Raw genomic sequence first — 25,512 nt, 5'->3', positions numbered from 1 at the left:
GCGCCCTCTGCCATCACGCCGCCGCCTCCGTCACAAAGGTTGAAGGCAGGGCGGCGAGGTCGCGAAGCTTTTCGACGAAAGCCGCGCAGTCGCTGCGGTCGTAGCTCCAGGTCCGCGGATTGCGCGCCAGCACCCGCGACTTCAGGCCGCGATATCGATCCTGATCCATCTGGCCGAGCATCACTTCGATGCCCTCGGGCGTGGCTTCGGACAGAAGCACGCCGATGTCTTGCTGCTTCAGGAACCGGCCGGTTTCGGTGCCCGCCATCGAGATCGGCACGGCGCCGAAGCGGCAGCCCTCATAGAGACGGTTGGGAAGCAGCCATTCGGAATTCTGGCCGGCTTCGAAGAAATCGATCGCCCAGGAGAAATGCACCTGTCCGTAGATGGCCGCCATATCTTCCGGATTGCGGTAAGAGCCGCCGAACGAAAGCCACGGCTCGGCCTCGACGAAGCCATGAAAATCCGAAAATTCGGATAGCGCCGGACGCCCCCTGAGCACGACCTCGAAACGTCCCGCCTGCCGGCGGGTGAAGTCGGCGAGCAGCTCCAGCGAGCGGCGGCAGCGCAGCGCGCCGAACCAGCCGATGCGCCAGGGCGGGGTCGTTGGGCCGTCGTCCTCGGAAGAATGCGCGGCGACGACGGATGCCGTCTCGAAATATTTGTTCTCGATCAGCTCGACGGGTGCGACGATCTGCCCGAAAGGCTCGAAATAATTGGCGACGAAGGCCGGCGAGCTCGTCACCAGAAGCTTCACGTCGCGGGCGAGATGACGTTCGGCGCCGCGCAGCGTCCTGCCGACAAAATCGTCGCGCAGCACGAGACGGTGGATATCGAGGCACTCGTAGACGATCGGCACGTTTGTCCCGAGGGCGGCATTGGCGCGGCGGGCCAGCGCCAGCATTTCGAGGTTGCGCGCGATGATCAGATCGGGCCTGGGCACGGCGCCCAGCTTCGCGCCGATCGACATGGCTGCCTTGGCGACAGCACTGAGGCGCTGCGCGAATCGGCCGTCGCGCGTCGCGCCTAAGTCGACAGGCTCGATGCCTTCGATCTCGGCGACCGGGCTGGTGGTGCGGCGGAAGCCCGCCAGGGTGACCCTGGCGCCGCCTGCCTTGAGCATCTGTACCCTCCGGCGCACCGCCGGGTCGGATACGTCATGCACAAGGTACAAGACATGCAGCATGTAACTCGACCGCTGTTGGCCCACCCATCGGGAATGCTAGTACAGCTTTTGCTGCATCGCAACAATTTTGGTGCGGCGTAGCAAGCGCTCGCACATTTTTTGTTGCACTGCAAAAACGTCTTAAGGTAGCTTATAGATGGCGGTGGGCGCCGGTCACGGCGATGTCGGGCCGGTCGCAAGATCAGGGATCCTGAATTTGGAAACCAGTGCATTCGATCCGCCTGAGGGCTCTCTGCGCAAATCGGTCGGACGCGGCGCGGCCGTCACCGCGATGGCGCAAGGCGTGCGGGTGGCGACGCAGATCATCTCGGTCATCGTGCTGTCGCGGCTTTTGTCGCCGCAGGATTTCGGTGTCGTGGCGATGTGCGCGCCGGTGCTTGCCTTCATCGCGCTGTTCCAGGATTTCGGCCTGACCCAGGCGACGATCCAGAAGACCGGTATCCGTCACGAAGAGGTCAATTACCTGTTCTGGATCAACGTGGCCGTAAGCACCCTGCTTGCCTGTGTGCTTGCGGCTTCGGCGCCGCTGGTCGCCGCTTTCTATGGCGAGCCGCGCGTGACCGGCCTCGTCGCCGCCTTCGGCCTGCAGATCATCGCCTATGGTCTGGGAGCGCAGCATGTGGCGCTGTTGACGCGCCGCATGGAGTTCACGCGGCTGGCCATCATAGATATCGCCAGCGCCGTCCTCGGCGTCGCCGTCTCGATCCTCTGGACCTTCATCGATCGCTCCTACTGGGCGCTTTTCGCCGGCACGCTGGCAAGCGCCGTGCTGCCGACGCTGTGCTACTGGTATTTCTCGCGCTGGCGCCCGGGCCTGCCGCGCAAGGTCGACGGCATCGGCGCGCTGGTCAATTTCGGCGCCGGCATCACCGGCTTCAATTTCGCCAATTTCTTTGCCCGCAACCTCGACAATGTGCTGATCGGCAAATACTGGGGCGAGGCGCAGCTCGGCCTCTATGACCGCGCCTACAAGCTTCTGCTTTTTCCGCTCAGCCAGATCACCAACCCGCTGGCGAAGGTGATGGTGCCGGCGTTGTCGCGATTGAAGGACGAGCCGGACCGCTACCGCAGCGCCTATCTGCGCGTCATGCCGCTGATCCTGCTGGTGGCGCTTCCGGGTGTCGCCTTCGCCGCCGCCATGGCCGACACGCTCATCCCCTTCGTGCTCGGCGAGCAATGGCGGGGAAGCGCGCCGATCTTCCTGGCGCTGGGCTTTGCCGGACTGCTGCAGCCGCTCAACAACCCTGCCGGATGGCTGTTCGTAAGCCAGGGCCGTTCGGGCGACTTCATGCGCTGGGGTATCGTCACCGCCGTAACCTCGGTGCTGGCCTTCGCCATCGGCCTTCCTTACGGCGCGCTCGGTGTGGCCGTCGCCTACGCGATCAGCGAATATATGCGCACGCCCTTCCTGTGGCTCTATGTCGGCAGACACGGACCGCTCAAGGCCAGCCATGTGCTTCATGCGGCATTGCCTTTCGTGCTTGGCGCGCATCTGGCGTTCGGCGCGGTCTGGCTCGTCAAGCCGATGCTGCAGGCTCCGCCCGTTGTCGCGCTAGCCGCCGCCGCGGCGCTCTCATATGCTGCCACCATCGTTGTCGCGCTGGCATTTAGCGCCGGCCGTGAAGCGCTTCGCGAAGCCTTGCGGCTAATCCCGGCGCGCGGCTTCCTCGCTGCCCCGAGCGGGGTGAAATGAGCCCGTGCGACAGGCCGATCTCAGGACAGGGATAACCGCATGAACTATCGATCGATTTCAGACATGAACGACGCGATCGTGCGCAACCTGCACCGGTTGCCGCGCGACATCGACCTGGTCGTCGGCGTGCCGAGGAGCGGCATCCTCGCCGCGACGCTGGTCAGCCTGACGGCGAACATCCCGATGACCGATCTCGACAGTTTCCTTGCCGGCAGGATCTATACGTCGGGCATCACGAAACGCTGGGCGGGGCTCGACCGGCAGGCGTCCGAGATGCGCAAGATCCTGGTGATCGACGACAGCATCATCGGCGGCACCGCCATGCGCGACGCGCGCGAAAAGGTCGCGGCCAGCGGCATCGAAGGCGATTTCATCTTCGCCGCCGTGTTCGGGCTGTCGCTGCAGCATGAGGAGACCGACATCGTCTTCGAGGCCGTGCCGCATCCCAGGATGTTCCAGTGGAATTTCATGCACCATATGTTCCTCGAACAGTGCTGCGTCGACATCGACGGCGTGCTCTGCCTCGATCCGACCGAGGAGGAAAACGACGACGGCCCGGCCTACGAGAAATTCCTGGCCGAGGCGCGGCCGCTGCTCGGGCCGACCCGTAAGATCGGCTGGCTGGTGACGAGCCGCCTGGAAAAATACCGCAAGTTGACCGAGGCATGGCTCGCCAGCCGCGACATCAAATACGATCATCTCATCATGCTCGACCTGCCGAACAAGGCCGAGCGGCAGCGGCTCGGCGCGCATGGCAGCTTCAAGGCCGAATTCTACCGCAAATCGGACGCCATCCTGTTCATCGAGAGCGAGCACGAGCAGGCGCAGAGGATCGCCAAACTCTCGGGCAAGCCGGTGCTGTGCGTCGAAACCAATGTCGTGAGCCTGCCCGACCCGATGTCGCTGCCGGCGCTGCAGCAGGCGGCGCGCAACCTGCCGGCGCGGCTCAGGCAGATCAATTCGCCCGACGGGCGAAAGCAGGCCGTCAAGGCGACGGCGCGGGCCTTGCTCGGCGAGCGCGGCTATGAGGCGCTGAAGAACCGGGTAAAGCGCCCGGCGTAGAGCTATGCGGCGCGCCGGACGCCCTGCCGGGCCGCCCTTTCGAGAAGATCGAGAAACACAACCAACTGCCGCGCGGGATCGAGCTCCGGGCGTTTGGAAAAGGCCAGGGCCGAGGCCGAAAGCCGTTCGTATTCCTCGCGATCGTTCCACAGGCGCCTCACCGCCGCGGCCCAGTCGGTGAGCGGAGCGTCATAGTCGAGCACCACGCCGCCGGGACCGATGGCTTCGGGCAGGCCCCCGCGCCGCGAGCCGACGACAGGGATGCCGCTGCAATGCGCCTCGGACGCCACGCGCCCCCAGGCTTCCTCCCATTTGCTCGGGGCAAGCAGGATTCTGGTGCGGCCATAGACCGTCTTCATATCATCGGTGCGGTTCTCGAGCGTGACGTTCGAGAGCGGCGCGATGGTCTTTTCGACGCGGGCGCGATGCTCGTCGTCCAGCTTCCAGCTCTCCACGAACAGGAACGGAATCTCCGGGCAGGCGGCCGCAATCCTCACCGCCAGATCGAACCCCTTCTCCTCATAGGGATTGATCATGGTGACGAATTCGCCGGTCGTGTGCGTGCAGTAGAGGGCGTCGTTGATGGTCGGCGGAAGCACGATGGACTCGATGCCGAACTTTTCCTTGTAGGTGCGCGCGGTGAATTCCGAATTGGCGATGTACAAAGCCGAATTGAGTTCGCGCGGATCGCCGGCGAGCTCGTCGAATTCGACATTGTGGAGGTAGACGACCAGCGGCACACCTTCGGCCAGAAGCGCCTTTCCGAGCAGGACGGACTTGTGGCACTGCACGACGGCGACGTCTGGTCTGGTCTTCTCGACGGCGAAGCCGGCCGCCTCCCAGGGGAACCAGGCGCGCATCACCGGATAGCCGGGAAAATTGTCGACGACCGCGGGCTGCCGCAACAGCTTCATCTTGGCTCGCGCCTTGAAGCCGAACACGCCATCGCCGAACAACGAGGCGAGGACCGACGCCTGATGGCCGTGCTCGATCAGCTGTTCGACCAGGTGGTGGGTGTTGGATTGCACGCCGCCGGTGAACTCGGGAATGTACCCGTTGCCGCTTGCAAAAAGCACTTTCATCGTTCTGCTCCTAATTCGGCCCGGGCGAGTATCCGCAAGCCACGGCCCATTAGCTTGCGCTGCGCGCCAAGGGAAGCTTCGACGTCATCGCCTGGCACAGCCTGCCGAGCGAGGCGGAAAGCGACAACGTCGAATACTCCCGCAACAGCTTCGATGCCGGGATCACTTTTCCTGCCTTCAAGTCCCGCGCCAGGTAGTGCGGGAAGGAATACATGTATTCCCTGACGATGTCGGCCTTGAGAGGCCCCGACTTCCATGCCTTCACCGCCGAGACGAATGCGTCGGCGGGCGCGGACGCCAGGCCTGTGTCATAGGCTTCGAAGGTGCGCCGCACGATGGCGCGTTCCTTGTCGCTGAGCGACGACTTTCCGGCTCGCTCGGCAAGCTGGGCATAGCGGCGGATGTCCGCGGCCGCGTGGTGCCAAAGCCCCTTCCTGGCCATGATGCTCGAACGCTGCAGCAGCGCCTGCATCTCGAGATCGGCCGTCTTCGGCAAGGCCTGTTCCGAGCGATCGAGATACTCGTGCAGATCGACCGACTTGTAGATCTCTTCCATGATCACGCGGTCGTACGAGCCCCAGGCCTTTATCCGGTCGGTATAGGAAATGACGACCTTGGTGCTGCCGCGAACCATGTCGTGCTGGCGCTGGAAGAACATCAGGCCGTCGACCCTGACGCCCTTGAACCGGCGCGCCAGCCTCAGCATCATCTCATAGTCCTGCGACCGCACCAGGGTCTCGTTGAAGCCTCCCACTTCGTCATAGCATTTGCGGCGCACCAACAGGCCCGGCTGGTGGACGTGGCAATATTCGAGATGGGACGGGAAAAAATTGTCCTGGCTGACATGGCCGAAGGCGACGATCTCGTAATCCTGCTCTTCGATCTGGGCCGAGCGCTGAAAACGCGCATATTCGCCGAAAGCGAAATCGGCGTCCGGTTCCCGCTCGAAGGCGGCGAGAAACCGTTCCAGCGCTGTCGGGTGCGCGACATCGTCGTCGTCGAATATCCAGACGAAATCCCCCGTGCAGTGCTTCAGGGCGAAGTTCAGCGCCGTCGATTTGCCGCCATTCTCCTTGCGGTAATATTCGACCGGGGCCGGGAAAGAGGCCGCCACCGCGCCGGTGTTGTCCGTCGAGCCGTCATCCACGATCAGGATCTGATCCGGCGCCACGGTCTGCCGCAGCAGGCTGCCGATGGATTCGGGCAGGAATTTTTCGCGGTTGAAGGTAGGGACGATGACGGTGACCGTCGGTTTCCGCTGTGCAGCCATTGGCGACCTCATACTATCTTCTGTTGCGCCTGCCTTACGCATTCTGCAATTCCAGATTGGCGAACGGATTGGTGCATGGATGCCAGCCGGTGAAGCGGATCGGATCGTCGGGCGAGCTGCGCCAGGCATAATCGGTCAGCATATGGAACTCGGCGATGACCCAGGGGTCGAAGTGGCGCAGATCGCGCCGTTTGTCCTGAGGCAGCAGCTCGCGCGCCTTGCCGAGCTTCACCGTTTCCGCCAGCGTCACCACGTCCGCCACCTTGGCGCTCGGGAATATCCAGGGGTTGCGGTTCTGGAATTCGAGCACGAATTGCTGCAGGTGCTCGATGCGCATGTTTAGCGGGCCGAAATATTTTTCCAGCGTGACGCGAACCAGGTCCTCGTCGGAGAAGGACGAGACGGCGGCGGCGGCGATGCCGGTGGAGGCAATCCCGCCGGCGACGATGGCCAGTGCGGTGCGGCGCGTGATCTGCATCGATCCCTCCCTCATGCCGCCAGCCGGCCCGCGGCCCGCAAGGACAGGGCAGCCGCCGTCAGGCTTGGATTGGCGCAGGAACAGCTCGGATAGGTGCTGGTGCCGACGACCACAAGGTTCCTGAGTTGGTGATGGATCATGTCCCGGTCGACCACGGAGTCGGCCGAGCCGGTGCCCATGCGCAACGTGCCCTGCACATGTGATTCGGTCGGCCTTATGCCGCGATCGAAAATCTGCTCGACCGGCAGCGGATTGAGCAGTTCCGGCAGCCTCTCCAGGGCTTTCGCCATGCCCTTGATCGCGTAGTCCGACGCGCCCTTGAAGCTCACGAAAGCGTTGTCGTCCTTGTCGAGGACGACGCGGTTTTCCGGATCGAGCAGGTTCTCGGTGACGACGACCAGCGGAAGCACCTGGCGCAGCCTGCCCTTTTCGGCGCGCATGCCGTGCTGCCAGCGATTCTCGAAATAGACGAGCGCCGCCGCGTGCTCGGCCCGGTGCGGTCCGTCATAGAGGCCGAAATTCAGGCCGGTGGTGATGGTGCTGCCGTCGAAATTGTCGACGCCGCCGAGATAGGCCTCGTAGTTCCAGCCATAGGATTCGTGCAAACCCAAGCCGACGAACTCACCGCCAAGTCCGGAGCGCAGCATGATCGCGGGGCTCTGTATGGCATTGGCGCCGAGGATGAAGAGATCGCCGCTGACCGAATAGTCCTTGCCGTCCCGGACGAATGCGACGGAGCGGACCGCACCGCCGGCATGGTCGAACCGGCGGACCTCGGCTCCGAGGCAGACGGAGACGTCCGGATGCTGGAAAACATGCATCAGGCCGTTGTTGGCGGTGAACTTGGCATCCGCCGGACACAGCCAGCATCTGAGATTGGCGCAGCACGAGCCGCGCTGCGACGTCGCCACGCGCGCCCGGGCGGTCGGCATGACGAAGTGCTGATCCGGCTGCGCGGCCTTCATCATGCGGTCAGGCGTCGACATGCGATGCGGCGGCTGCGGAAACGGCCGCGAGCGCGGCAGCATCCGCCCCATGTCGGGATCGCCGGAGATCGACATGATCTCCTCGGCGTCGCCGTAGAACGGCTCGAGCTCGTCATAGCTGATCGGCCAATCGTTGCCGATGCCGTAGGTGCTCTTCAGCCTGAAGTCGTTGGGATGGAAACGCGGCGTCTGCGCGAACCAGCAGTTGGTACCGCCGCCAAGACCGATCGTGTAGTTCCACGGCTTGTCGGCGTTGTCGGTCCTGTAGGTGCTTTCGTCGTCTATGTCGGTGTTGGCGTTCTGGCTGAGCTGCCACTCATGCGTGTTGTGGCGGCCCCACTCCAGCACCAGGACACGGGCTTTGCGCCGCTTCAGGAACTCGTGCAGGAAGAAGGACGATCCGAAGCCGGATCCGATGACGACGAGGTCGAAATGCTCGCTGGCGATTTGTTCGGGCCGAACGTCGAGCACCATCAGATCGAGCCCTCTTGCTTCACGCGCATGGTCATTGTCGGCCCCGCTGTCGTTCGCGGCTGCAGTTCTTCTTGAGGCAAGCGGCCATGGTCATCATGCCGCCATCCTGCCGATCGAGAAATATTCGATGCCGTAGCGCGCGATCACCTTGGGATCGTAGAGATTGCGGCCGTCGAAGATGACCGGCGTCGTCAGCGCATCCTTGAGAGCGTCGAAGGACGGCGCGCGGAAGCTCTTCCATTCGGTGCAGATCAAAAGCGCGTCAGCGCCGCGCAGCGCCGCCTCCTTGGTGCCGCACAAAAGCAGATCCTCACGCAGGCCATAGATCGCCTGGCACTCCTGCATCGCCTCGGGATCGTAGGCTTGCACCTTGGCGCCGGCCGCCCACAGCGCTTCCATCAGCGTGCGCGACGGCGCCTCGCGCATGTCGTCGGTGTTGGGCTTGAAGGCCAGCCCCCAGACGGCGAAGGTCTTGCCCCTGAGCGCGCCCTTGAAATAGTGGTTGACCTTATCGAACAGGACCGACTTCTGCGCATTGTTGCGCTCCTCGACGGCGCGCAGCAATTTGGCGTCGAACTTGACGCCCTCGGCGGTCTTGATCAGCGCGCGCACATCCTTTGGGAAGCAGGAGCCGCCATAGCCGAGGCCGGGATAGATGAAGTGGTAACCGATGCGCGGATCCGAGCCGATGCCCTTGCGCACCTCCTCGATGTCGGCGCCCAGCTGCTCGGCGAGATTGGCCATCTCGTTCATGAAGCTAATCTTGGTCGCCAGCATGCAATTGGCCGCGTATTTGGTGAACTCGGCGCTGCGCACATCCATCACGATCATCTTCTCGTGGTTGCGGTTGAACGGCGCGTAGAGCTCGCGCATCACCATCTCGGTGTCCTCGCTGGAGGTGCCGACGATGATGCGGTCCGGCTTCATGCAATCGGCGACCGCCGAACCCTCCTTGAGGAATTCGGGGTTGGAGGCGACGTCGAAGGCGAGATCCTCGCGGCCGCGCTTCTTCAGCGTTTCGGCGATCCTGGCCTTCACCTTTTCGCAAGTGCCGACCGGCACGGTCGACTTGCCGACGACGATCTTGGCGCTGTCCATCTCACGACCGATGGTCTCGGCGACGGCCAGCACATATTTCAGATCGGCCGAGCCATCCTCGCCAGGCGGCGTGCCGACCGCGATCATCTGGATCTGGCCATGCCTAACCGCCGCGGCCGCATCCGTGGTGAAGCGGATGCGTCCAGCCGCGTGATTTTCCTTGACGAGGGTCTCGAGGCCCGGTTCGAAAATCGGGATCAGGCCCTGATTGAGCCGCTCCACCTTCTTCTCGTCGATATCGACGCACACTACCTCGTGGCCGACCTCGGCAAGCACCGCGGCCTGGACGAGACCGACATAGCCAATCCCAAACACCGTCAAATTCATTTGGTTCTATTCCTGTCAAAGGCCGGGCCACAAAAGCGGTCCGGCCGGTTCAGATGTCCCCCAGGCCCAGCGGCCTAGTTGGAATTACTTATGCTGCATGCCAGCGATTCCGGAAACTGGCATGGCTGGCCCAGAGCGGTGAAAGCGACGCGCTTGACCTGCATGGTCACCTTGCTGCCGGGATCGGTGAAGGCGCCCATCCAGTTGGTCAGCTTGTCGCTGCCCCAGAGGCTGAAGAAGATTTTCTGCGAATGCTTCGGCAGCTCGTCCGGGTTGGTCACTTCATGGACCAGCTTGCCGTTGACATACCAACGCAGCCGGTCCTTCTCCCAGACGAAGCCATAGTCGTTGAAGCCCTTGTCGGCGCCGCCCTCGACGTCGACCAGCTTGCCGTTCTTCGGCTTGCCCTGGATGTAGCTGTTGACCTGGACTTTCGAGGGGTCCTTAGTGAGGACCTCGAAGTCGATCTCGTCCCACGGCTGTTTGTCCTGCGGGCCGATATAGGAGAAGAAGGCCGCGTTGAGGCCGGAGCCGGTGCCGGTCTTCATGCGCGCCTCGTAGACGCCGTAGCCGTAGCGCTGCTTGGTCTGGATTTCGGCGCAGGCGAACTCGCGGTCCTTCAGCTTGCGCTTTTCGAAGCCCAACGACAGCACGCCGTCGGAAAGCCGCACAAGATCCTTCGACCAGGTGCAGTTCTGATGGGCGCCATTGGTCCAGCCGTCCGAGACGAACCAGCGGGACTGGTTGAAATTCGAGAAATTGTCGACGAAGGACGGCGCGCTTTGCAGCTCTTGCTGCGCCTCTTGCGCTTGCGCGGGATGCAGGTTCGAAAGGGTTGCTGCGACGACCGCAAACAGCGCGCCGACTACGCCGAGCCGCAGGCTGGTTAATCGGCTCCCTGGCGCATGCGCCATCGCGCAAGCCGCCTCTTTGGAGGTGTTGTCCGGATCTGCGTTCATAACAAACTCACCTTGTGTTGTCCGCCCAACCCAAAGTCATCCTCGGTTCGCATGAGCGAGCCGCTTTTTAACCTTCGCCCTTTGAACTCCTCTAACGTCTTCTACCGATGTCTCGTACCGATGACGGCGCCTGAAGGCGCCGTCAGCCTCTTGCCGTCGCCTGCGCAGCAGGCCGATCGGAACCATTCTCGACGATCGCGTCGAGCGAATGACGCAGTTCCTTCATCAAACCTTTCTGGCGAGCGAGCTCCGCAATGCGCCGCTCGCAGTTCAGGATCGAGTTGGTCATCGCGCTGACGTCCGATCCCTTGCTGGCCGATGCCGAACCGTTCTCCATCGCCTCGACAAGAAAGGCCGCGTTGGCGGCCGTCGACTTGTAACGATTCTCCAGCCCGGTTTTCTCCGCCTCGATCTCCGCCGCGATCTGGTCGAACAGCTTCGCCAGCCGGTCGAAACGCTGCAGATCGGTCTGCCGGTCGCGCGCCGGATCCCGGGATCTGAAGCCAAAAATCGAAGCCATCCTATCGGCCTTTCGAAATTGCTGCATTGCAACAAGACTGCCATTCCAGCAGCGACTAGGCAACATCATAGTTTTCGGAATGCGGATTTTTTGAGGGGCGGCAGCTTCCAAGACAATGCGGGATCACCCGCTTGCGGCGTTGGTTGCCGCCATCAGGAAGCGCGTCGGCGGCATTTGCTGCGGCGCAACAATCCCGGTGCGGCGGAACAGCGCGTCGAGCTTGTCGGCGGCGACGCCGCGCACGATCGGGATCAGATTCGACTGGCTTGCGAAGGCGTAGGCCGCGGCCGATGCCAGCCCACGCTCGGCTTTCACGTCAAGGAAGTTGCGCAGCCGGTATTTGTCGCGGACATGGCGCTCATGGCGCCACAACGCGGCCTTCGAGCGCTCCGGAAGGCTGTCGATCTGGAGCAGCGCCAGATCGGCATCGGCAAGACGCTTCAAATCCTGCGTCCTGTGGCGGCCGCTCAGCGAATCGGCGCGCACGATCGCGCCATAGCCGCAGGACTTGATGATCTTGAACCGAGCCCCGTAAGCGACAGCGCGCGCGTAGAGCTCGTAATCCTCGCCAAGCCTGAGGTTCTCGTCATAGCTCAACCCATGCCGCTCGAGGAAAGCCCGGCTGATCACCGGCTTGAGGAAGCCCAGTTCGCCGCGCCGCACACGGCGGCGCGAGATGTTGCCGTCGATGAAGCGCTCGAAATCGAGAAATTCCGGCTCGGCCGCGAAAGACGGCGCTGCGACCTTGGCGGGGTCGGTCGCGGCGTCGTCGCGGATCAGCATGATGTTGTCGGCGGCGAAATCCCAGTCGGCGCTGGCGAAAAGCCGGCGAAAGCGGCCTTCGAGGAAGAAATCGTCGGCGTCGAGAATGCTGATGAAGGGCGATTTGGAGGCCTGGATAGCGGCGTTGCGCGCGGCGGAAGGACCGCGATTGACGTCGAAGCGGATAACGGCAAGCCGGCCGCTGCCGTCATCGGCGGCCAAAGCCGCATCCTTGGTGTCGTCGGTGGAGGCGTCGTCGACCACGATGACTTCAGCCACCTCGGCCTCGCGCAGCGCCGAAGCGATGGCGCCGGGAATGGTGCGCGCCGCATTGCGCGCGGCGATGATGACGCAGACCCCGGAGGTCGTTATGGGCGTCGTCACGGGCATGGGCTCACCTTTCGCTTGCATGATTGGCCGCCCCGCCCACGATTTTGATCATTTCGCTCCGCGCCGGCTCGACCGCGGCCGGACGCTCGAAAATGCGCCGGCTGAGGTCGGCGGAGGCCGCCCAGCCGGCTTCCGCCAGGTAGCGGACCGGCTCGCGGCCGCAGAGTTCCCACAGCACATGGCGGCGCTGCGGCCAGCGCAGGGAGGCGAGCCAGGGTGCCATGACCATGTGGAAGAGGTCGGCGTTGCCGATGCGGGCCAGAATACGGGTGGCGCGATCCGAAAGCAGCGTGTCTGTGGCGCCGAGCAACACGTCGGCGGCGCGCAACCCCAAGAGCAGTGTGTCCGCCAAGCCCTGTCCGGCGGCGTGATCGAGCACCCTCTGCTGCTCGGCTTCGTTCAGGCGGCTGGCGCTGGCCCTGACGTCGCAGACATAGCCGGCGCAGGGCTCGCGGTTGAAAAAGGCCTTGGCGACGCTGATCGATGACAAAAGCAGCGTGTCGGCCGCCGAGATCACCGGCATGACGGCTCCGGCCACCTCGACTTCGCGTTTGCGGCGCAGGAAGCCGTCGATGTCGCGCGGGCTCGGCGAGCCCGGTTGCTGCAGCCGGTGATGGAGGTCGACCGTCGAGGCCCTTGCGCCATCTTCGCGAACCATGTGCTGCTCGCCGAGGAAGCGGACCCACCAGACGGAACGGGATTTGCCGGCAACCTCGTAGCCGATCGCCCGCAACGCCTCGCGGGCTTGCCCAAAGCGCGCCGGCGAAACCAGTATGTCGACATCGCCGGAAGGCTTCATGAAATGGTCGCCATAGAGCAGATGCTGCTGGAGCGGGCCTTTGAGGAAGACGAAATCGACCTGCCTGTCGCGCAGCGCGCGATCGATGGCCATCGAGTCGCCGATGCAGGCGGCGTTCATCGACATCGTGCGCCGACGGTAGCCATCGAGCCATTCAGACAATTCCGCAGGCGCAGCGCCGCCGGGCGCACGCTTGAGCGCCTTGAGCAGGAACACGGCGACTTTGTTCAGCCTGGCGATGTCAGCGATCTTGCCCGGCGAGATTGGGGCCGCCGAGATCGGGGCCGCCGTGATCGAGGCGGCCGAGCCGGTCGGCGCGGGCACATCGGTCCGACCATCCGTGATGGGGCCTCGTGGCGCGAAAAACAGCCTCAGGCAGGCCTGCACATAGGCGACTTCGTCTGCGCAGCCGGCGGCGCGCAGCCTCTCATAGGAGCCATCCTGCACCGCCATGCCCGATGTCGTTCTCCGCGAAATGCCGCCCGAACGGTTTATATCGCAACTGCGAAGAAAAGCATCGGAAAAATTGACGCGATCATCCCAAGAGCGGCTGAGGCCGCCTCTTGACCGCAACCCCAGCGTTTAAAATCGCTACACGTTCAATCACTTTTGAAGACAACTCCCCGGGACGTTCCGGCAGGCCGGAAAATGACGATTTTTGGTGGCAATTTCTTCGCAATTGCGAGATGTATTTTTCGCCTGGAGAATTATCGTAGATAAATCAAGTGCTTACCCGCACGGCAAGGACCTACGGTTGAATTCCTGGATGGGTGAGGTTTAGGATGACGCTGCCTACGCCTTGATTACCAACGGATGCGGGTGCAACCAAGAATTGATTAATGCCTGGTAAATCAGGCTTGACTCATAGATGTTGCCGTGCAGCAATCGCATTGCAGCATAGCATATGCTGGCGGCATTCTGCAGCCGCTTCCAGGTCCTTAATTGGAGAGTAGAATGGAACAGAATGTTGAAAAGCATGAGTACGAGACCCCCAGCCTGACGGTTCACGGTTCGATTGAAACGATCACGCAGGGCGGTGCCGGCACGACGGCGCTTGACGCGAGCTTTCCCGCGCACACGCCGGTCGGCGAGCTGACCTTCTCTTAAAGCTTACAGGCATCCGGATGTCTAAGTTGGGGCTCCGGATGCTCTCCAACAGGTGAGCCGGGGGGCCTTTGTTCCCCCGGCTTCCTGCCGAGGATCGCCGGCAACCGATCCGCGGCGAAAGGCCCAAGGGCGCGGTGGCCAGCAACGAGGTTTTAGGATGGACTGGAACCCCTCGGACCATGACCGCGTGGTCGCGACCGGCGAGGCGGTCGCATGTGAATTCGGCGCCGGACTGGCGCTGCTCCACCTCAAATCCAACGTCTATTACAGCCTGAACAGCGTCGGTGCCTTCATCTGGGAGCAGATCCAGGAGCCGCGATCGATCCTCGATATCCGCAGCGCCGTGCTTGCGCGCTACAATGTCGATGCCGAGCGCTGCAAGGCCGATGTCGAGGGCTTGCTCAAGGGGCTGACCGAAGCAGGACTTGCGAGGCTCCACCATGAGGAATTGGTCTAGGCTCCGCTCGCTGAGCGGCCGGGAGATGCTGTTTCTGGCGCGCTGCCTGATGGTGGTGAGCGCGGTGCGGGTGGCCCTGTCGCTGTCGTCCTACAATCGTGTCCGCAGCATCGTGACACGGCTGGACGCCACGCGCGACCCCGGGATCGCCGACCTGCGGCGTGTCGCATGGGGCGTTGCCGCCGCAGCGCAGCTCGTGCCGGGCGCCACTTGCCTCACTCAGGCGCTAGCCGGGCAATATCTGCTCGCCCGTCAGGGCAACGCCTCGAAGATCAGCATCGGCGTCGAGAAAGGAACCGGCAGCGAGCTCAAGGCGCATGCCTGGCTGATGAGCGGCAACCACATCGTGCTTGGCGGCTCGATCAATGGATTTGCCCATCTGGTCGACCATGGGTCGTGAGCGATGAGCGGCGTCGCCGGAATCGTGTTCAGCGACAATGGCCGGCCCGCCGGGGCCGGCAATATCCAAGAGATGCTTTCGCGCATGCGCCACCGGGCCCGCGACGGCAGCTCATGGTGGACCGAGGGCAGCGTGGCGCTCGGCCACGCCTGGCTCGACACGACCGGTGAGGACGGGCCCGGCCCGCTGACGATGGCCGGCGGCAAGCTCGCCATCACCGCCGACTGCCGGCTGGACAATCGCGACGAGCTTCTGGCGCGGCTCGGCCTGCGCGAGCGGTGGATGGCCGACGCGATGCTCATCATGCGCGCCTACCTCAAATGGGGCGAGGCCTGTCCAACTTATCTGCAGGGCGATTTCGCCTTCGCGATATGGGATGGCGAGCGCGAGGCGCTGTTTTGTGCGCGCGATCATTTCGGCGTCAAACCTTTTTACTACCATTCGACCGGCAGGCGCTTTGCCTTCGCCTCGGAGATCGGGCCGATCCTGGCGCTGGACGGCGTCGGCAGGCGGCTCAGCGAACACCAGATTTCCGGCTTCCTTGCCGGCTTGCCGGACGATCCGCAGGCCACGTCCTATGCCGAGATCTTCCGCCTGCCGGCGCGGCACAGCATGATGGTGGCGGACCGCCAGGTGGTGCTGCGGCGCTACTGGCAGATCGAGCCGTCGCAGCGGCCGCCACGCCTGGACGCGGCCGAGGAATTCCGGCATCTCTTCGCGCAATCAGTGGAGAACCGCATGCGCGGCACGCCGGCCGTCGGCGCCATGCTGAGCGGCGGGCTCGATTCCTCCTCGATCGCTTGTGTTGCCGGTCTTCGCGCGGCGGCTGAGCGCAACCCGAAGCTCAAGACTTTCTCGCTAGTCTTCGACAAGGATTCGTCCATGGACGAGAAGCCGTTCATCGATGCGGTGCTCGACGACAATCCGCTCGACGCCACGTTGATTGCGGTGAGCAATTACGCGCCCTTCGCCGAATTCGAGCGCATCCTGGAGGAGCAGGAAGGCACGTTCCTGGCGCCCGGCCTGTCGCTGACCCGCGACCTTTACCGCACGGCAGGCGCCAAGGGCGTCAAAGTGCTTCTCGACGGGCATGGCGGCGACGAGGTCGTCTCGCAGGGCCATGGACACCTTCACGAACTCGCCAATGCCGGCAGGTGGCTGGAGCTGTGGCGTGAATTGCACAGCGCCGCCAACACCTATGGCGAGGGCATGTTTTCCCTCTATTTCAAGTTCCTGACCATCTACGGACCGGCCTGGCGGATAGCGCGAATGCGGTCGATGGCCAGACGCGTCGTCGGCAAGGTAAGGCGCAGGCCGGCGCAAGCCGCGCGCGCCTGGACGGGCCTGGTCAACCCGGAGCTTGCCAAGCGCACCGACCTTGCCGAGCGTTTCCATCGCAGCGGCTACATGCCCGCCTCCGTTACCGCCAGCGAAGCGCTGACGCATCGCTGGCTGCTGTCCTCCGGACTGGTGCCGCACGCCTTCGAAGTGCTCGACAAGGCCGCCGCCAATTTCGGCGTCGAGCCGCGCTATCCGTTCTGGGACAAGCCGCTCGTCGAGTTCTGCCTGGCGCTGCCCGGCGAGGAAAAGCTCAAGGACGGGTTTGGCCGCCACGTGCTGCGCCGGGCCATGCAAGGCGTGCTGCCGCCGGCCGTGCAGTGGCGGCGCGACAAGATCGATTTCACCGCCAACCTGGTCAAGGGCATGCTCGGCAACCACCGCAAGCTTCTGGACAGGCTGCTGATATCGGACAGCGAGCGGATCGCGCCCTATGTCAACCTGCCCGAAGTGAACGCGGTCTATGAGCGCCTGCTCAGCCAGCCCGAGCAGGCGACGCTGCCCGACGTCCAGCATGTCTGGCGCTCGGTTTCGCTGTCGCTGTGGCTGCGGCAAATCCAGGGAAGCCCCGCATGAACCTCCCGATCGCTTCCCTCGCGCGATCCGAGCCCGCCAACGCGACCACGGCGCCGGGCGGACGCGTCCGCCATTTCTACAGGGCGTACGGGCTGATCGTCAGTTCGGACGTGGCCTTGCCGGAACTGGAGCCGACAGCACCGGCGACGCCGGACCTGGAGATCGCGGTCGGGCCGGTCGACTTTCCCGACGGCGCCTCGCAGGGCGCCACGGCGTTCCGATTCGAGCCGACGCGCCAATATCTTTCCTGGCAGGCGGTCGGCACCTTCATGATCAGCGGCAAGCGGATCGAGGTCGATCCGGCGCCCGGAGTAGATGACCCGCTGCTTGCCTTTCCGCTGCTCGGGCCGGTGATGGCGCTTGCCCTGCATCGACGCGGGCTGCTCGTGCTGCATGCCAGCGCCATTGCAGTTGGTGGCAGGAGCGTGATCTTCATGGGCGACAAGGGCGCCGGCAAGTCGACGATGGCGGGCGCGATGATCCGCGCCGGCCATCGGCTGCTCACCGACGACGTCGTGGCGCTGGACTTGTCCCATCCGGAGCGGCCGATGATCCTGCCCGGATTTCCGCAGCTCAAGCTCGCTGCGGATGCGGCCAGCGCCATTCGCCTCGAGCAGGCGGAGGTGCGTCCGCAGGTGCATCCGCAGATCGACAAGGCGCAGCACCGTCTGCATGACGGATTTGCCGCCGACGCGGTGCCGGTATCGCGCATCTACATGCTCGAGCGCGGCGGGCGGGCGGCGATCTCACCGCTGACCGGGGCCGCCGCGCTGCCGGCGATCATCAAATTCTCCTACATCACGCGGTTCGGCCGGCAGGCGCTTCCCGGCGATTTTGCCGCCGCGCATCTGCGCCAATGCGCACAGGTCGCCGGTCGGGTCGGCGTCAGCCGCCTCGAAGTGCCGGCCGGACTCGCCAGGATCGGCGAAGCGGTCGCCGCGATCGAAACCGACCTGGCGTCCGGGACAAGGTGAGCCAAGGCATGGGCTGGTCCTCGAAGCTTCGCCTGTCGTTTTTCCGGGATGTTGCCGGATTCGGCGCCATGATGACGCATGTCGGCGGGCGGCGCACCACGACGGCGCTTGCCTTCCTGATCCTGGGGAGTCTCACCGAAGGCATCTCGATCCTGCTGCTCGTTCCGCTGCTGCGCCTGATCGGCAAACCCGACCAGGACTATGCGGTGCGGGTTCCGGAGGCCTTGCATCGGCTGGTGCCCGGCGGAACGCTGTCGCTTGCCACAGTGCTCTGCCTGCTTGTCGCGCTGGTGGCGCTGCAAGCAATTTTCAATCGCTTCAAGTCGGTCTACATGGCGCGGCTGCTCTATGACTTCGTCAACCGCGTGCGCATGAACCTGTTCGAGAGCGTCGGCAGGGCGCGCTGGGGCGTTTTCACCCGCATCCGCAGCTCCGATCTCGACCATGCGCTCAACGGCGACGTCGACCGTGTGCAGGTGGCGGCCTTCTCGCTGCTGATGCTGACCCAGGCGACGCTGCTTCTCACCGGCTATCTCGTTGTCTCCCTGTTCATCTCGCCGGTGATGACGTGCTTCGCCATCCTTGTCGGGCTAGTGCTGCTGGTCGCCCTGCAACCGTTCAGGGCGCGCGCCAGCGCCTATGGCCGCATGCTGACCGGCAACCGCCAGGACCAGTACCGCACCGTCTCCGAGTTCCTCGGCGGCATCAAGGTGGCCAAGAGCCTGAATGTCGAGGCAAGCTACTTTGCCGAGCTCCGCGCGACGTTGGACAGGATGAAGGCCGACAACATCGCCTTTGTGCGCAGCAGCTCGCTCGGCACCGCGCTGTTCCAGGTTACGAGCGTGATCGGGCTCAGCCTGTTCATCTATATTGCGTTGGTCGGCTTCCACCTGTCGCTGGCCGAGATCGTCGTGCTGCTCCTGGTCTTCATGCGCGTCGCGCCGCGCTTCATGGATATGCAGCTTCAGACGCAGCAGGTGCTGATCAACCTGCCAGCCTATGCTTCGATGCAAAATCTTCAGGCCCGTTTCGATGCCGAGCGGGAGACGGAAGAGAGCGCGGCCGAACAAGACGCGAAACTCGCGCTCGAGACGGGCCTCAACATCCGCGATGTTTCCTTCGCCTATGGCGAAGGCGACGGGAAACCGGTGGTCAGCGATATCACGTTCGGCCTGCCGGCCGGCAAGGTGACGGCGCTGATCGGCCCTTCCGGCTCGGGCAAGAGCACGATCGCCGACATGCTGCTTGGGCTGCTCGAACCAACCAGCGGCCGAATCCTGGCCGACGGGGTGGAGATCACCGCCCGGAACCGCAGGGCCTGGCGCGATCAGGTCGCCTATGTGCCGCAGGACGTGTTCCTGCTGCACGACACGATCGCCGCCAACCTGCGCCTTGCCGCGCCCGGAGCCGGCGACGAAGAATTATGGGCGGCCCTGCGCAACGCCCATGCGGCCGATTTCGTGGAGCGGCTGGCATTGCGGCTCGAAACGGTGGTCGGCGACCGCGGTGTCAGGCTCTCCGGCGGCGAGCGGCAGCGCATCGCCTTGGCGCGAGCGCTGCTGCGCAAACCGTCGCTGCTCATTCTCGACGAAGCGACGAGCGCGCTCGACTGGCAGAATCAGTCGCTGATCGCGCAATCGATCGAGGCGCTGCGCGGCCGGATGACGATCCTGACAATCGCGCACCGGCCGTCGATGATCGCCTTTGCCGACTGGGTCGTGGCTATGGAGAACGGACGCATCGTCGAAGTCGGACAATATCGGCGGCTGAAGGCGAAAGCCGGAAGTCGCCTTGCCAGGATGCTGTCCGGCGAGCAGGCCGAGCGCGACGGCGCGCCGTCGGTCGAGACGGAACTGGTGCCGACGCCGGTCGAACTTTCAGTGGAGGCCGCGCCTGGCGCTAGCTTTTCGCCGTCGGCGACCTTGTTCAGGATCATGCCGCGATCGGCCTCTCGGGCCTTGTCGGCCGATGTCGGCGTGGTTCTGCCGATCATGGCGAAGACCAGGAGGAAATAGCCCGCCTGGATGATCGCGGCGCAGACGACCGCGCGAAGCAGGATGGTGCCCGCCGAAGCGCCATCGAAATAGGACCAGCCGATGACGATCGCCAGCGCGAACATCATTCCTATGATGAATTTTGGCAGAGACATGTTCGCCGGTTCCTCAACCGAGACGAGCATGCAGAAGCTGCGACTTACCCACCCGCGTAACTCCCCGTTGCGCCAAAGAGCTCTTTATGGCTGCCCAATCCGGCCGGTTGCTTCCGGCCTTCCTTACCCATGCAGACTATGACAGGAACAATTTGCGACTCTATTAAGGCGGGTCGGTCGTAGCAAGGCCGTGCAGGTATGGTTTCCAACGATTTTACGAGATCGACTCTGCCATGCTGCGTCGCACACTGTGGCTCCGGCAGCTAATCAATGAGCCGTCTGTCGCTTCAGTAAAACTCGCCATTTTGATTAGTATTTTACCTGAATAACTTACCCTGACGAGTGATTCCAGCGGCTTGCAACCGCGTTTCTTCTGCAGCAAAGAATGCACTGTCCAAAAATGGCCCGAATGGCGGACTACATTTTCCTGGTTTGATCACAACCCGTCATAAACGTGCCACAAAGGTGAAAATTTGGGCAGGGCAGGTTTATTATTTAGTCAATTCATGACGTGAACATTTCAAGGTGATGGGAAATTGTGTGTTGCGCTGCAGCATTTTTTTGGTATCTTGCCGTAAACCATCCGTTCAACGTATGGAGCTTCTGCATGAGGGACGTCGCCAAGTCGGCTAATGCGGGTTTTGCGCAGGTCGGCGTTGATTTTCCACCCCCCATCGGCGGTCTGATCAAACGCAGCTTCGATATCGTCGGTGCCTTGGCAGGGCTAGCCCTGCTCAGCCCGCTTTTCCTGATGATCGCTCTGCTGGTCAAGCTTTCGGACAACGGTCCGATCTTTTATGGCCATAAGCGGATTGGCCGCGGCGGCAGGATCTTCTCCTGCCTCAAATTTCGCACCATGGTTCCGGACGGCGAGCGCGTGCTCGCCGCGTATTTGGCGGCCAATCCGGAAGCCAACGCCGAATGGATCGCCACGCGCAAGCTGAAGAACGACCCGCGCGTCACCCGCGTCGGCCAGGTGCTTCGCAAGCTCAGCCTCGACGAGCTGCCGCAGATCCTCAACATCCTGCAGGGCGACATGAGCCTTGTCGGCCCGCGCCCGGTCGTGCGCGACGAATTGGAGATCTATGGCAGCGCCGCGGTCTATTACCTGAAGTCGCGCCCGGGTCTCACCGGGCTGTGGCAGGTGAGCGGCCGCAACGACGTATCCTACGACACCCGCGTCGCCTTCGATCGCCATTATGTCGAGAACTGGTCGTTGTTTCAGGATATTCGCATCATCTTCAAGACGGTTCCTGCCGTGTGGATGTCGCGCGGCAGCTATTGACCGACGGGGCCTGCCAGCCGAACTCGGGGCAGGCATCCGGCAGTGATCTCATCGGGCGGATGGGGCCAAAGCGGATCGGAAACGTTCATTTGACAAAATACCTCTTCGGACTGTCTTTCGCCTGCGGTCTCATATCCAGGACGCCAGCCCGCTTCGCGGGCGTCTTGCTTGCGGCGTCGCTGGCCATGCCGCAGTTCGCCGCCGCCGGCGATTATCAGCTTGGCCCCTTGGACAAGCTCAACATCCGCGTCGCCGAATGGCAGACGGTCGACGGCACGTTCCGCGACTGGTCGGCCGTCAATGGCGAGTATTCGATCGGCCCGGGCGGAACGCTCTCGGTGCCGTTCGTCGGCAACCTGCAGGCCGCCGGCAAGACGACGGCGGAGGTCGCTTCGGCGATCGGGCTCGCGCTACAGCGTAAGCTGGCGCTAGCCGACAAGCCGGAAGCCTCGGTCGAGATGGCGCAGTTCCGGCCGTTCTACATTTCGGGCGAAGTCCAGAACCCCGGCCAGTTTCCCTTCGTGCCCGATTTGACCGTGCTCAAGGCAATCAGCATTGCCGGCGGCATAAGGCGCAACGCCGACTATGGTCCGCAACTCGGCAAGGATTTGGTCACCGCCAAGGGCAGCTTCGACATCTATGACGACCAGCGTATCCGCCTGCTGGTCAAGCGAGCCAGGATCGATGCCGATCTTGCCGGTAAGACGAGTTTCGAGGTGCCCAAGGAGATCGAGGGCGATCCGAGACTGGCGACCATCGTCGCCGACGAAATGGCGATCCTTGTCTCCGACCAGAAATCGCTGAAGCTGAAGCTCGATGCGCTCGACGACCTGAAAGGCGTTCTGCAAGCGGAAATCGAATCGCTGCAGAAGAAGATCACCAACCAGCAGAAGCAGGTCGACCTGGCCGAGAAGCAGGCCGAGAGCATCGGTCCGCTGGCGCAGAAGGGCCTGGTAGCCAATGCGCGCCTGCTTTCCTCGCAACAGTCGGTCACCGACCTGCAGGGCAAGATCCTCGACTATGAGACGGCCATCCTCACCGCCAAGCAGTCGATCAGCAAGGCTGAGCAGGATGCCATCGACGCCAGAAACTCGCTCAACTCCGCCCTTACCGCCAGCCGTCAGCAGACCGAGGCCGACCTGAACGAGGCGACGTTGAAGGCCGGCATGCAGAAGGGCCTGATCGCGCAGGCATCGGACCCCGCGACGGCAGCCAGCATCACCGGCGACCAGGAACCGGCCCTGCTCTATTCGCTGGTGCGGATTGCTGACGGCAAGACGAGCGAAGTCGAGGCCAAGGAAGACACGCCCGTCCTGCCGGGCGATGTGATCAAGGTCAAGCTGGCGCCGACGGCCAGCCAGTAGCGCTGCCGGCCCGGGATCGCACAAGGCGAAGCTGGGAACCGGAGGCGGGAGGGACAAGCCAGGCTCGTTCGCGCGCAGCGCGGGCGAGCGATCTGTTTGGACCCGCTTGAAGGCATAACATGCAGCCCGCAGCCCCGCGTCATGTGTATCTCAATCTCGACGCCATCCGCGGCGTGGCGGCGATCAGCGTCATGCTCTACCACTTCTCGCCGTTCCTGGCCAACGGGAAGGTGCTGCCGTCGAGCTATCTCGCGGTCGATCTGTTCTTCCTGCTCAGCGGCTTCGTTATCGCGCATGCCTATGACCGCAAGATCGAGAACGGCATGGGCTTCGGCACGTTCGTGGCCATCCGCCTGATCCGGCTCTATCCGCTCTATCTCGCCGGCACGCTGCTCGGCTTCTGTTATCTGCTGGTCAAGAACAGGCTGATGCCGGCCGAATACATGCCGTTGTCCGAGATCGGCATGCAGCTGACGACCGGCATGTTCTTCATCCCGCTGGTCAGCGATGCCTATCACACGATCTTCCCGCTCAATCCGGCGTCGTGGTCGCTGTTTTTCGAGCTCATCGTCAACATCGCCTATGTCGCGGTCTTCGTGCTCTTGTCGCGGCGCGTGCTGACGGGGATCGTCGCCGTCAGCCTCGTGCTGCTCGGCGTCGCTTCGATTCTGGCCGGCACGCTGGATTTCGGCATGACCGGCAACACCATCCTCAGCGGCCTGCCGCGGGTGACATTCTCCTTCTTCCTGGGCGTGCTGCTCTGCCGGTCGATGACGCGCTGGCAGGGCAGCCTCGGCTTCCTGCGGCGCGGCTTGTGGGTCGAGGGCGCGATCCTGCTCACGCTTGCCGTCTTCGCCATCGCTCCGGCCGGCGGCGCGCGCGTTGTCTACGACCTCGCGGCAATCGTCATCGCCTTCCCGATCATGGTGATGACCGGCGCGGTGGCCCCGACCGCGCCGCTTCTGTCAGGCTTCTATGGCTGGCTCGGGCGGACTTCCTATCCGATCTACATCATCCACACGCCGATGCTGATGATCATCGCCGGGGCCGGCAAGGCCTTCTCGATCGATCCTTTCGCGCATCATCCCTGGTTCGGCATCGTGATGGCGGCCTCGGTCGTCGTCATTGCCGACATCGCGACGCGCGTCTATGACGAGCCGGTGCGGCGCTTCCTGCAGCGGCAGATGAAGCGCGCCCGGGCCGTGGCGTAGGAAAAGGGCTCAACGGACAAAATCCGGCATGAAGATTCCGAAATCCATTCTGATCGATCCCGATCGCAACGAGACCTACGGCACCTTCGCCGTCGCGGTTTCCATGGTCGCTTTCGCCTACTCGCCCAATTTCGGCCAGATCCTGATCCTCGCCTACTACGCGGTCTGGCTGCCGCTGCTGTTCGTCGATTACCGGCGCTTCACCTGGAGGCTATCCAGCGCCTGGCTGCCCATCCTGCTTGCGGCCTATGTCTGCTTCTCGGTGTTCTGGTCCCAGGCGGCGGGCATCAGCGCGCGCGCGGCGGTGCAATATTCCTCACATATCGTCTGCGCCTATGTCGCGGCGCGCACAATCAGCGTGCGCACGCTGGTGGTGGGTTCGCTGATCGGCATCTTCTTCGTTCTGCTCTATTCACTTGGAGTCGGCGGTTACGCGCTCGACACGCTCGACGGCACGGTCAATTTCGTCGGCGCCTTCGGCTCGAAGAACCAGATCGGCTTCTTCTCTTCGCTGGGCATCTTCTTCTGCCTGGCGTTCCTGACCTTCTACCGGCGCAACTGGCTGGGCTTCGTCTGGACCGCACCGATCATGCTCTTGTCGGTCTATATGCTGGCCATCGCCCATTCGGCGACGTCGGTGGCTTCGCTGCCGGCGGTGATCGGCATCGTGATGCTGCTCAGCATGACCAAGGTGCTGTCGCTGCGCTATCGCCGCGTACTGTTCATCGTCGGCGCCGGCGCATTGGTGACGGGCGTCGCGGCAGCGCTCAACCTCGGCCTGCTGGATTTCGTGCTCGGCATCTTCGGCAAGGATTCGACGCTTACCGGCCGCACCTATCTCTGGGAGCAGGGCTGGGAAGCAGCGCAGGAGCATCCGCTGCTCGGTTATGGCTATGCCGCCTATTGGGTGCAGGGTTTTGCCGATCCGGAGCGGCTGTGGGCGGAATTCTATATCTCGACGCGCTCCGGCTTCCATTTCCACAACACCTATGTCGAGACGCTGGTCGAGATCGGCTTCATCGGCGTGACCCTGCTGGCGCTGGTCATCCTGCGCTCTTTCTACGGTCATGTGTCGAAAGTGGTGTTCGGCGAATGGAGCGCCGACTCGGTGGTGCTTGCCGGCGCGACCGGGCTGATGCTGATCCGCTCCTTCTTCGAGGTCGAGATGCTCGGCCCCTATTTCATGGCGTCCTTCATCGTCTATTATGGCCTGTTCACGCTGACGCCGTTGCCGGCTTTCCGGCGCCGCGGGGCGGCCCTTCCAGCCGAGGACGAGAGTCCCGCCAATGGCCGTATGCCGGCCCCGGTCTGATTGGAGCAATTCCAGGAAAAGTGGGCGGCGGCGTAAACAAAAGCTCTAGACGTCATGTTCCGAGGCGGAGATTGGTGGCCCGCCCTTTCGTGCGATTAAAAGACGAGGGTTGCTCGGATGGGCCGGGCCGATCCTCACGCACGGAGGGCGAGCCATGGGAGAGTATAGCGAAGCATTTGTTGCGTTTGATGTAGCCAAGAAGAAGCACGCGGTTGCGATCGCGGAGGGCGGTCGTACTGGCCAGGTCCGGTTT

General features: G+C 63.4%; 22 protein-coding genes. 12 read left to right on the top strand and 10 right to left on the bottom strand.

Annotated features, from left to right (window positions below):
* Positions 1-13: 13 nt before the first annotated feature.
* A complete protein-coding gene (locus O7A05_RS08115) occupies positions 14-1,186 on the bottom strand; it encodes a glycosyltransferase (protein WP_337092476.1) in 1,173 nt (390 codons plus the stop codon).
* A 196-nt stretch (positions 1,187-1,382) separates the two neighbouring features.
* On the opposite strand from O7A05_RS08115, the gene O7A05_RS08110 reads away from it, so the two are divergent.
* Positions 1,383-2,879 (top strand): lipopolysaccharide biosynthesis protein, encoded by a 1,497-nt coding sequence (locus O7A05_RS08110; RefSeq protein ID WP_337092475.1) that lies wholly within the window; start codon positions 1,383-1,385, stop codon positions 2,877-2,879.
* A gap of 39 nt (positions 2,880-2,918) precedes the next feature.
* Positions 2,919-3,941 (top strand): phosphoribosyltransferase, encoded by a 1,023-nt coding sequence (locus O7A05_RS08105; RefSeq protein WP_337092474.1) that lies wholly within the window; start codon positions 2,919-2,921, stop codon positions 3,939-3,941.
* A gap of 2 nt (positions 3,942-3,943) precedes the next feature.
* Here the strand turns inward: O7A05_RS08105 and O7A05_RS08100 are convergent, their stop codons facing one another.
* The 9 genes from O7A05_RS08100 to O7A05_RS08060 all read right to left on the bottom strand — a co-directional run bounded on the left by O7A05_RS08100 (position 3,944) and on the right by O7A05_RS08060 (position 13,539).
* Entirely contained in the window at positions 3,944-5,023 is a 1,080-nt protein-coding gene (locus O7A05_RS08100; RefSeq protein WP_337092473.1) for a glycosyltransferase, read from the bottom strand.
* A 49-nt stretch (positions 5,024-5,072) separates the two neighbouring features.
* Complete coding sequence (locus O7A05_RS08095) at positions 5,073-6,293, bottom strand: glycosyltransferase family 2 protein (protein ID WP_337092472.1); 1,221 nt, start codon at positions 6,291-6,293, stop codon at positions 5,073-5,075.
* A gap of 34 nt (positions 6,294-6,327) precedes the next feature.
* Positions 6,328-6,771 (bottom strand): hypothetical protein, encoded by a 444-nt coding sequence (locus O7A05_RS08090; protein WP_337092471.1) that lies wholly within the window; start codon positions 6,769-6,771, stop codon positions 6,328-6,330.
* Between the two features lie 11 nt (positions 6,772-6,782).
* Complete coding sequence (locus tag O7A05_RS08085; protein ID WP_337092470.1) at positions 6,783-8,231, bottom strand: GMC family oxidoreductase; 1,449 nt, start codon at positions 8,229-8,231, stop codon at positions 6,783-6,785.
* Positions 8,232-8,324: 93 nt separating this feature from the next.
* A complete protein-coding gene (locus O7A05_RS08080; RefSeq protein ID WP_224511596.1) occupies positions 8,325-9,656 on the bottom strand; it encodes a UDP-glucose dehydrogenase family protein in 1,332 nt (443 codons plus the stop codon).
* Between the two features lie 74 nt (positions 9,657-9,730).
* Positions 9,731-10,615: an endo-1,3-1,4-beta-glycanase ExoK gene (gene exoK / locus O7A05_RS08075; protein WP_337092469.1), complete on the bottom strand. Its 885-nt coding sequence runs from the start codon at positions 10,613-10,615 to the stop codon at positions 9,731-9,733.
* Between the two features lie 142 nt (positions 10,616-10,757).
* Positions 10,758-11,135, bottom strand: a complete 378-nt coding sequence (locus O7A05_RS08070) for a hypothetical protein (protein ID WP_337092468.1) — start codon at positions 11,133-11,135, stop codon at positions 10,758-10,760.
* Positions 11,136-11,258: 123 nt separating this feature from the next.
* A complete protein-coding gene (locus O7A05_RS08065; protein WP_337092467.1) occupies positions 11,259-12,287 on the bottom strand; it encodes a glycosyltransferase family 2 protein in 1,029 nt (342 codons plus the stop codon).
* A 4-nt stretch (positions 12,288-12,291) separates the two neighbouring features.
* Complete coding sequence (locus O7A05_RS08060; RefSeq protein WP_337092466.1) at positions 12,292-13,539, bottom strand: nucleotidyltransferase family protein; 1,248 nt, start codon at positions 13,537-13,539, stop codon at positions 12,292-12,294.
* Between the two features lie 501 nt (positions 13,540-14,040).
* Between O7A05_RS08060 and O7A05_RS08055 the strand changes: the two genes are divergently transcribed.
* The 10 genes from O7A05_RS08055 to O7A05_RS08010 all read left to right on the top strand — a co-directional run bounded on the left by O7A05_RS08055 (position 14,041) and on the right by O7A05_RS08010 (position 25,259).
* Positions 14,041-14,193, top strand: coding sequence for a lasso RiPP family leader peptide-containing protein (locus tag O7A05_RS08055; protein ID WP_095769314.1), 153 nt, complete (start codon positions 14,041-14,043; stop codon positions 14,191-14,193).
* Positions 14,194-14,350: 157 nt separating this feature from the next.
* On the top strand, positions 14,351-14,650 hold the full coding sequence (locus O7A05_RS08050) for a PqqD family protein (protein ID WP_224584657.1): 300 nt from the start codon (positions 14,351-14,353) through the stop codon (positions 14,648-14,650).
* Positions 14,634-15,050: a lasso peptide biosynthesis B2 protein gene (locus O7A05_RS08045; protein ID WP_337092465.1), complete on the top strand. Its 417-nt coding sequence runs from the start codon at positions 14,634-14,636 to the stop codon at positions 15,048-15,050. The genes O7A05_RS08050 and O7A05_RS08045 overlap by 17 nt, the downstream gene beginning before the upstream one ends.
* Before the next feature lie 3 nt (positions 15,051-15,053).
* Positions 15,054-16,964 (top strand): lasso peptide isopeptide bond-forming cyclase, encoded by a 1,911-nt coding sequence (locus O7A05_RS08040; RefSeq protein ID WP_337092464.1) that lies wholly within the window; start codon positions 15,054-15,056, stop codon positions 16,962-16,964.
* Entirely contained in the window at positions 16,961-17,938 is a 978-nt protein-coding gene (locus tag O7A05_RS08035) for a serine kinase (protein WP_337092462.1), read from the top strand. The genes O7A05_RS08040 and O7A05_RS08035 overlap by 4 nt, the downstream gene beginning before the upstream one ends.
* Positions 17,939-17,946: 8 nt before the next feature.
* Positions 17,947-19,953, top strand: coding sequence for an ABC transporter ATP-binding protein (locus O7A05_RS08030; RefSeq protein ID WP_337092461.1), 2,007 nt, complete (start codon positions 17,947-17,949; stop codon positions 19,951-19,953).
* Between the two features lie 741 nt (positions 19,954-20,694).
* Positions 20,695-21,372 carry a sugar transferase gene (locus tag O7A05_RS08025; protein ID WP_224511615.1) on the top strand — a complete coding sequence of 226 codons (678 nt, stop codon included), beginning with the start codon at positions 20,695-20,697 and terminating at the stop codon, positions 21,370-21,372.
* Between the two features lie 185 nt (positions 21,373-21,557).
* Positions 21,558-22,736: a polysaccharide biosynthesis/export family protein gene (locus tag O7A05_RS08020; RefSeq protein WP_337092793.1), complete on the top strand. Its 1,179-nt coding sequence runs from the start codon at positions 21,558-21,560 to the stop codon at positions 22,734-22,736.
* A 119-nt stretch (positions 22,737-22,855) separates the two neighbouring features.
* Complete coding sequence (locus O7A05_RS08015; RefSeq protein WP_337092460.1) at positions 22,856-23,947, top strand: acyltransferase family protein; 1,092 nt, start codon at positions 22,856-22,858, stop codon at positions 23,945-23,947.
* Between the two features lie 28 nt (positions 23,948-23,975).
* Positions 23,976-25,259 (top strand): O-antigen ligase family protein, encoded by a 1,284-nt coding sequence (locus tag O7A05_RS08010; protein WP_337092459.1) that lies wholly within the window; start codon positions 23,976-23,978, stop codon positions 25,257-25,259.
* The last annotated feature ends 253 nt before the right edge of the window (positions 25,260-25,512 follow it).

This window comes from Mesorhizobium argentiipisi (SeqCode), from assembly GCF_037179585.1.
Taxonomy (GTDB): domain Bacteria; phylum Pseudomonadota; class Alphaproteobacteria; order Rhizobiales; family Rhizobiaceae; genus Mesorhizobium; species Mesorhizobium argentiipisi.
This window is presented reverse-complemented; position numbering and strand designations above follow the sequence as displayed.

Coding starts and splice junctions, on each gene's coding strand:
- O7A05_RS08115 (WP_337092476.1), bottom strand. CDS start 1,186: ATGCTGCATGTCTTGTACCTTGTGCATGACGTATCCGACCCGGCGGTG.
- O7A05_RS08105 (WP_337092474.1), top strand. CDS start 2,919: ATGAACTATCGATCGATTTCAGACATGAACGACGCGATCGTGCGCAAC.
- O7A05_RS08100 (WP_337092473.1), bottom strand. CDS start 5,023: ATGAAAGTGCTTTTTGCAAGCGGCAACGGGTACATTCCCGAGTTCACC.
- O7A05_RS08095 (WP_337092472.1), bottom strand. CDS start 6,293: ATGGCTGCACAGCGGAAACCGACGGTCACCGTCATCGTCCCTACCTTC.
- O7A05_RS08090 (WP_337092471.1), bottom strand. CDS start 6,771: ATGCAGATCACGCGCCGCACCGCACTGGCCATCGTCGCCGGCGGGATT.
- O7A05_RS08085 (WP_337092470.1), bottom strand. CDS start 8,231: ATGGTGCTCGACGTTCGGCCCGAACAAATCGCCAGCGAGCATTTCGAC.
- O7A05_RS08080 (WP_224511596.1), bottom strand. CDS start 9,656: ATGAATTTGACGGTGTTTGGGATTGGCTATGTCGGTCTCGTCCAGGCC.
- exoK (WP_337092469.1), bottom strand. CDS start 10,615: ATGAACGCAGATCCGGACAACACCTCCAAAGAGGCGGCTTGCGCGATG.
- O7A05_RS08070 (WP_337092468.1), bottom strand. CDS start 11,135: ATGGCTTCGATTTTTGGCTTCAGATCCCGGGATCCGGCGCGCGACCGG.
- O7A05_RS08065 (WP_337092467.1), bottom strand. CDS start 12,287: ATGCCCGTGACGACGCCCATAACGACCTCCGGGGTCTGCGTCATCATC.
- O7A05_RS08060 (WP_337092466.1), bottom strand. CDS start 13,539: ATGGCGGTGCAGGATGGCTCCTATGAGAGGCTGCGCGCCGCCGGCTGC.
- O7A05_RS08055 (WP_095769314.1), top strand. CDS start 14,041: ATGGAACAGAATGTTGAAAAGCATGAGTACGAGACCCCCAGCCTGACG.
- O7A05_RS08050 (WP_224584657.1), top strand. CDS start 14,351: ATGGACTGGAACCCCTCGGACCATGACCGCGTGGTCGCGACCGGCGAG.
- O7A05_RS08045 (WP_337092465.1), top strand. CDS start 14,634: ATGAGGAATTGGTCTAGGCTCCGCTCGCTGAGCGGCCGGGAGATGCTG.
- O7A05_RS08040 (WP_337092464.1), top strand. CDS start 15,054: ATGAGCGGCGTCGCCGGAATCGTGTTCAGCGACAATGGCCGGCCCGCC.
- O7A05_RS08035 (WP_337092462.1), top strand. CDS start 16,961: ATGAACCTCCCGATCGCTTCCCTCGCGCGATCCGAGCCCGCCAACGCG.
- O7A05_RS08030 (WP_337092461.1), top strand. CDS start 17,947: ATGGGCTGGTCCTCGAAGCTTCGCCTGTCGTTTTTCCGGGATGTTGCC.
- O7A05_RS08025 (WP_224511615.1), top strand. CDS start 20,695: ATGAGGGACGTCGCCAAGTCGGCTAATGCGGGTTTTGCGCAGGTCGGC.
- O7A05_RS08020 (WP_337092793.1), top strand. CDS start 21,558: ATGCCGCAGTTCGCCGCCGCCGGCGATTATCAGCTTGGCCCCTTGGAC.
- O7A05_RS08015 (WP_337092460.1), top strand. CDS start 22,856: ATGCAGCCCGCAGCCCCGCGTCATGTGTATCTCAATCTCGACGCCATC.
- O7A05_RS08010 (WP_337092459.1), top strand. CDS start 23,976: ATGAAGATTCCGAAATCCATTCTGATCGATCCCGATCGCAACGAGACC.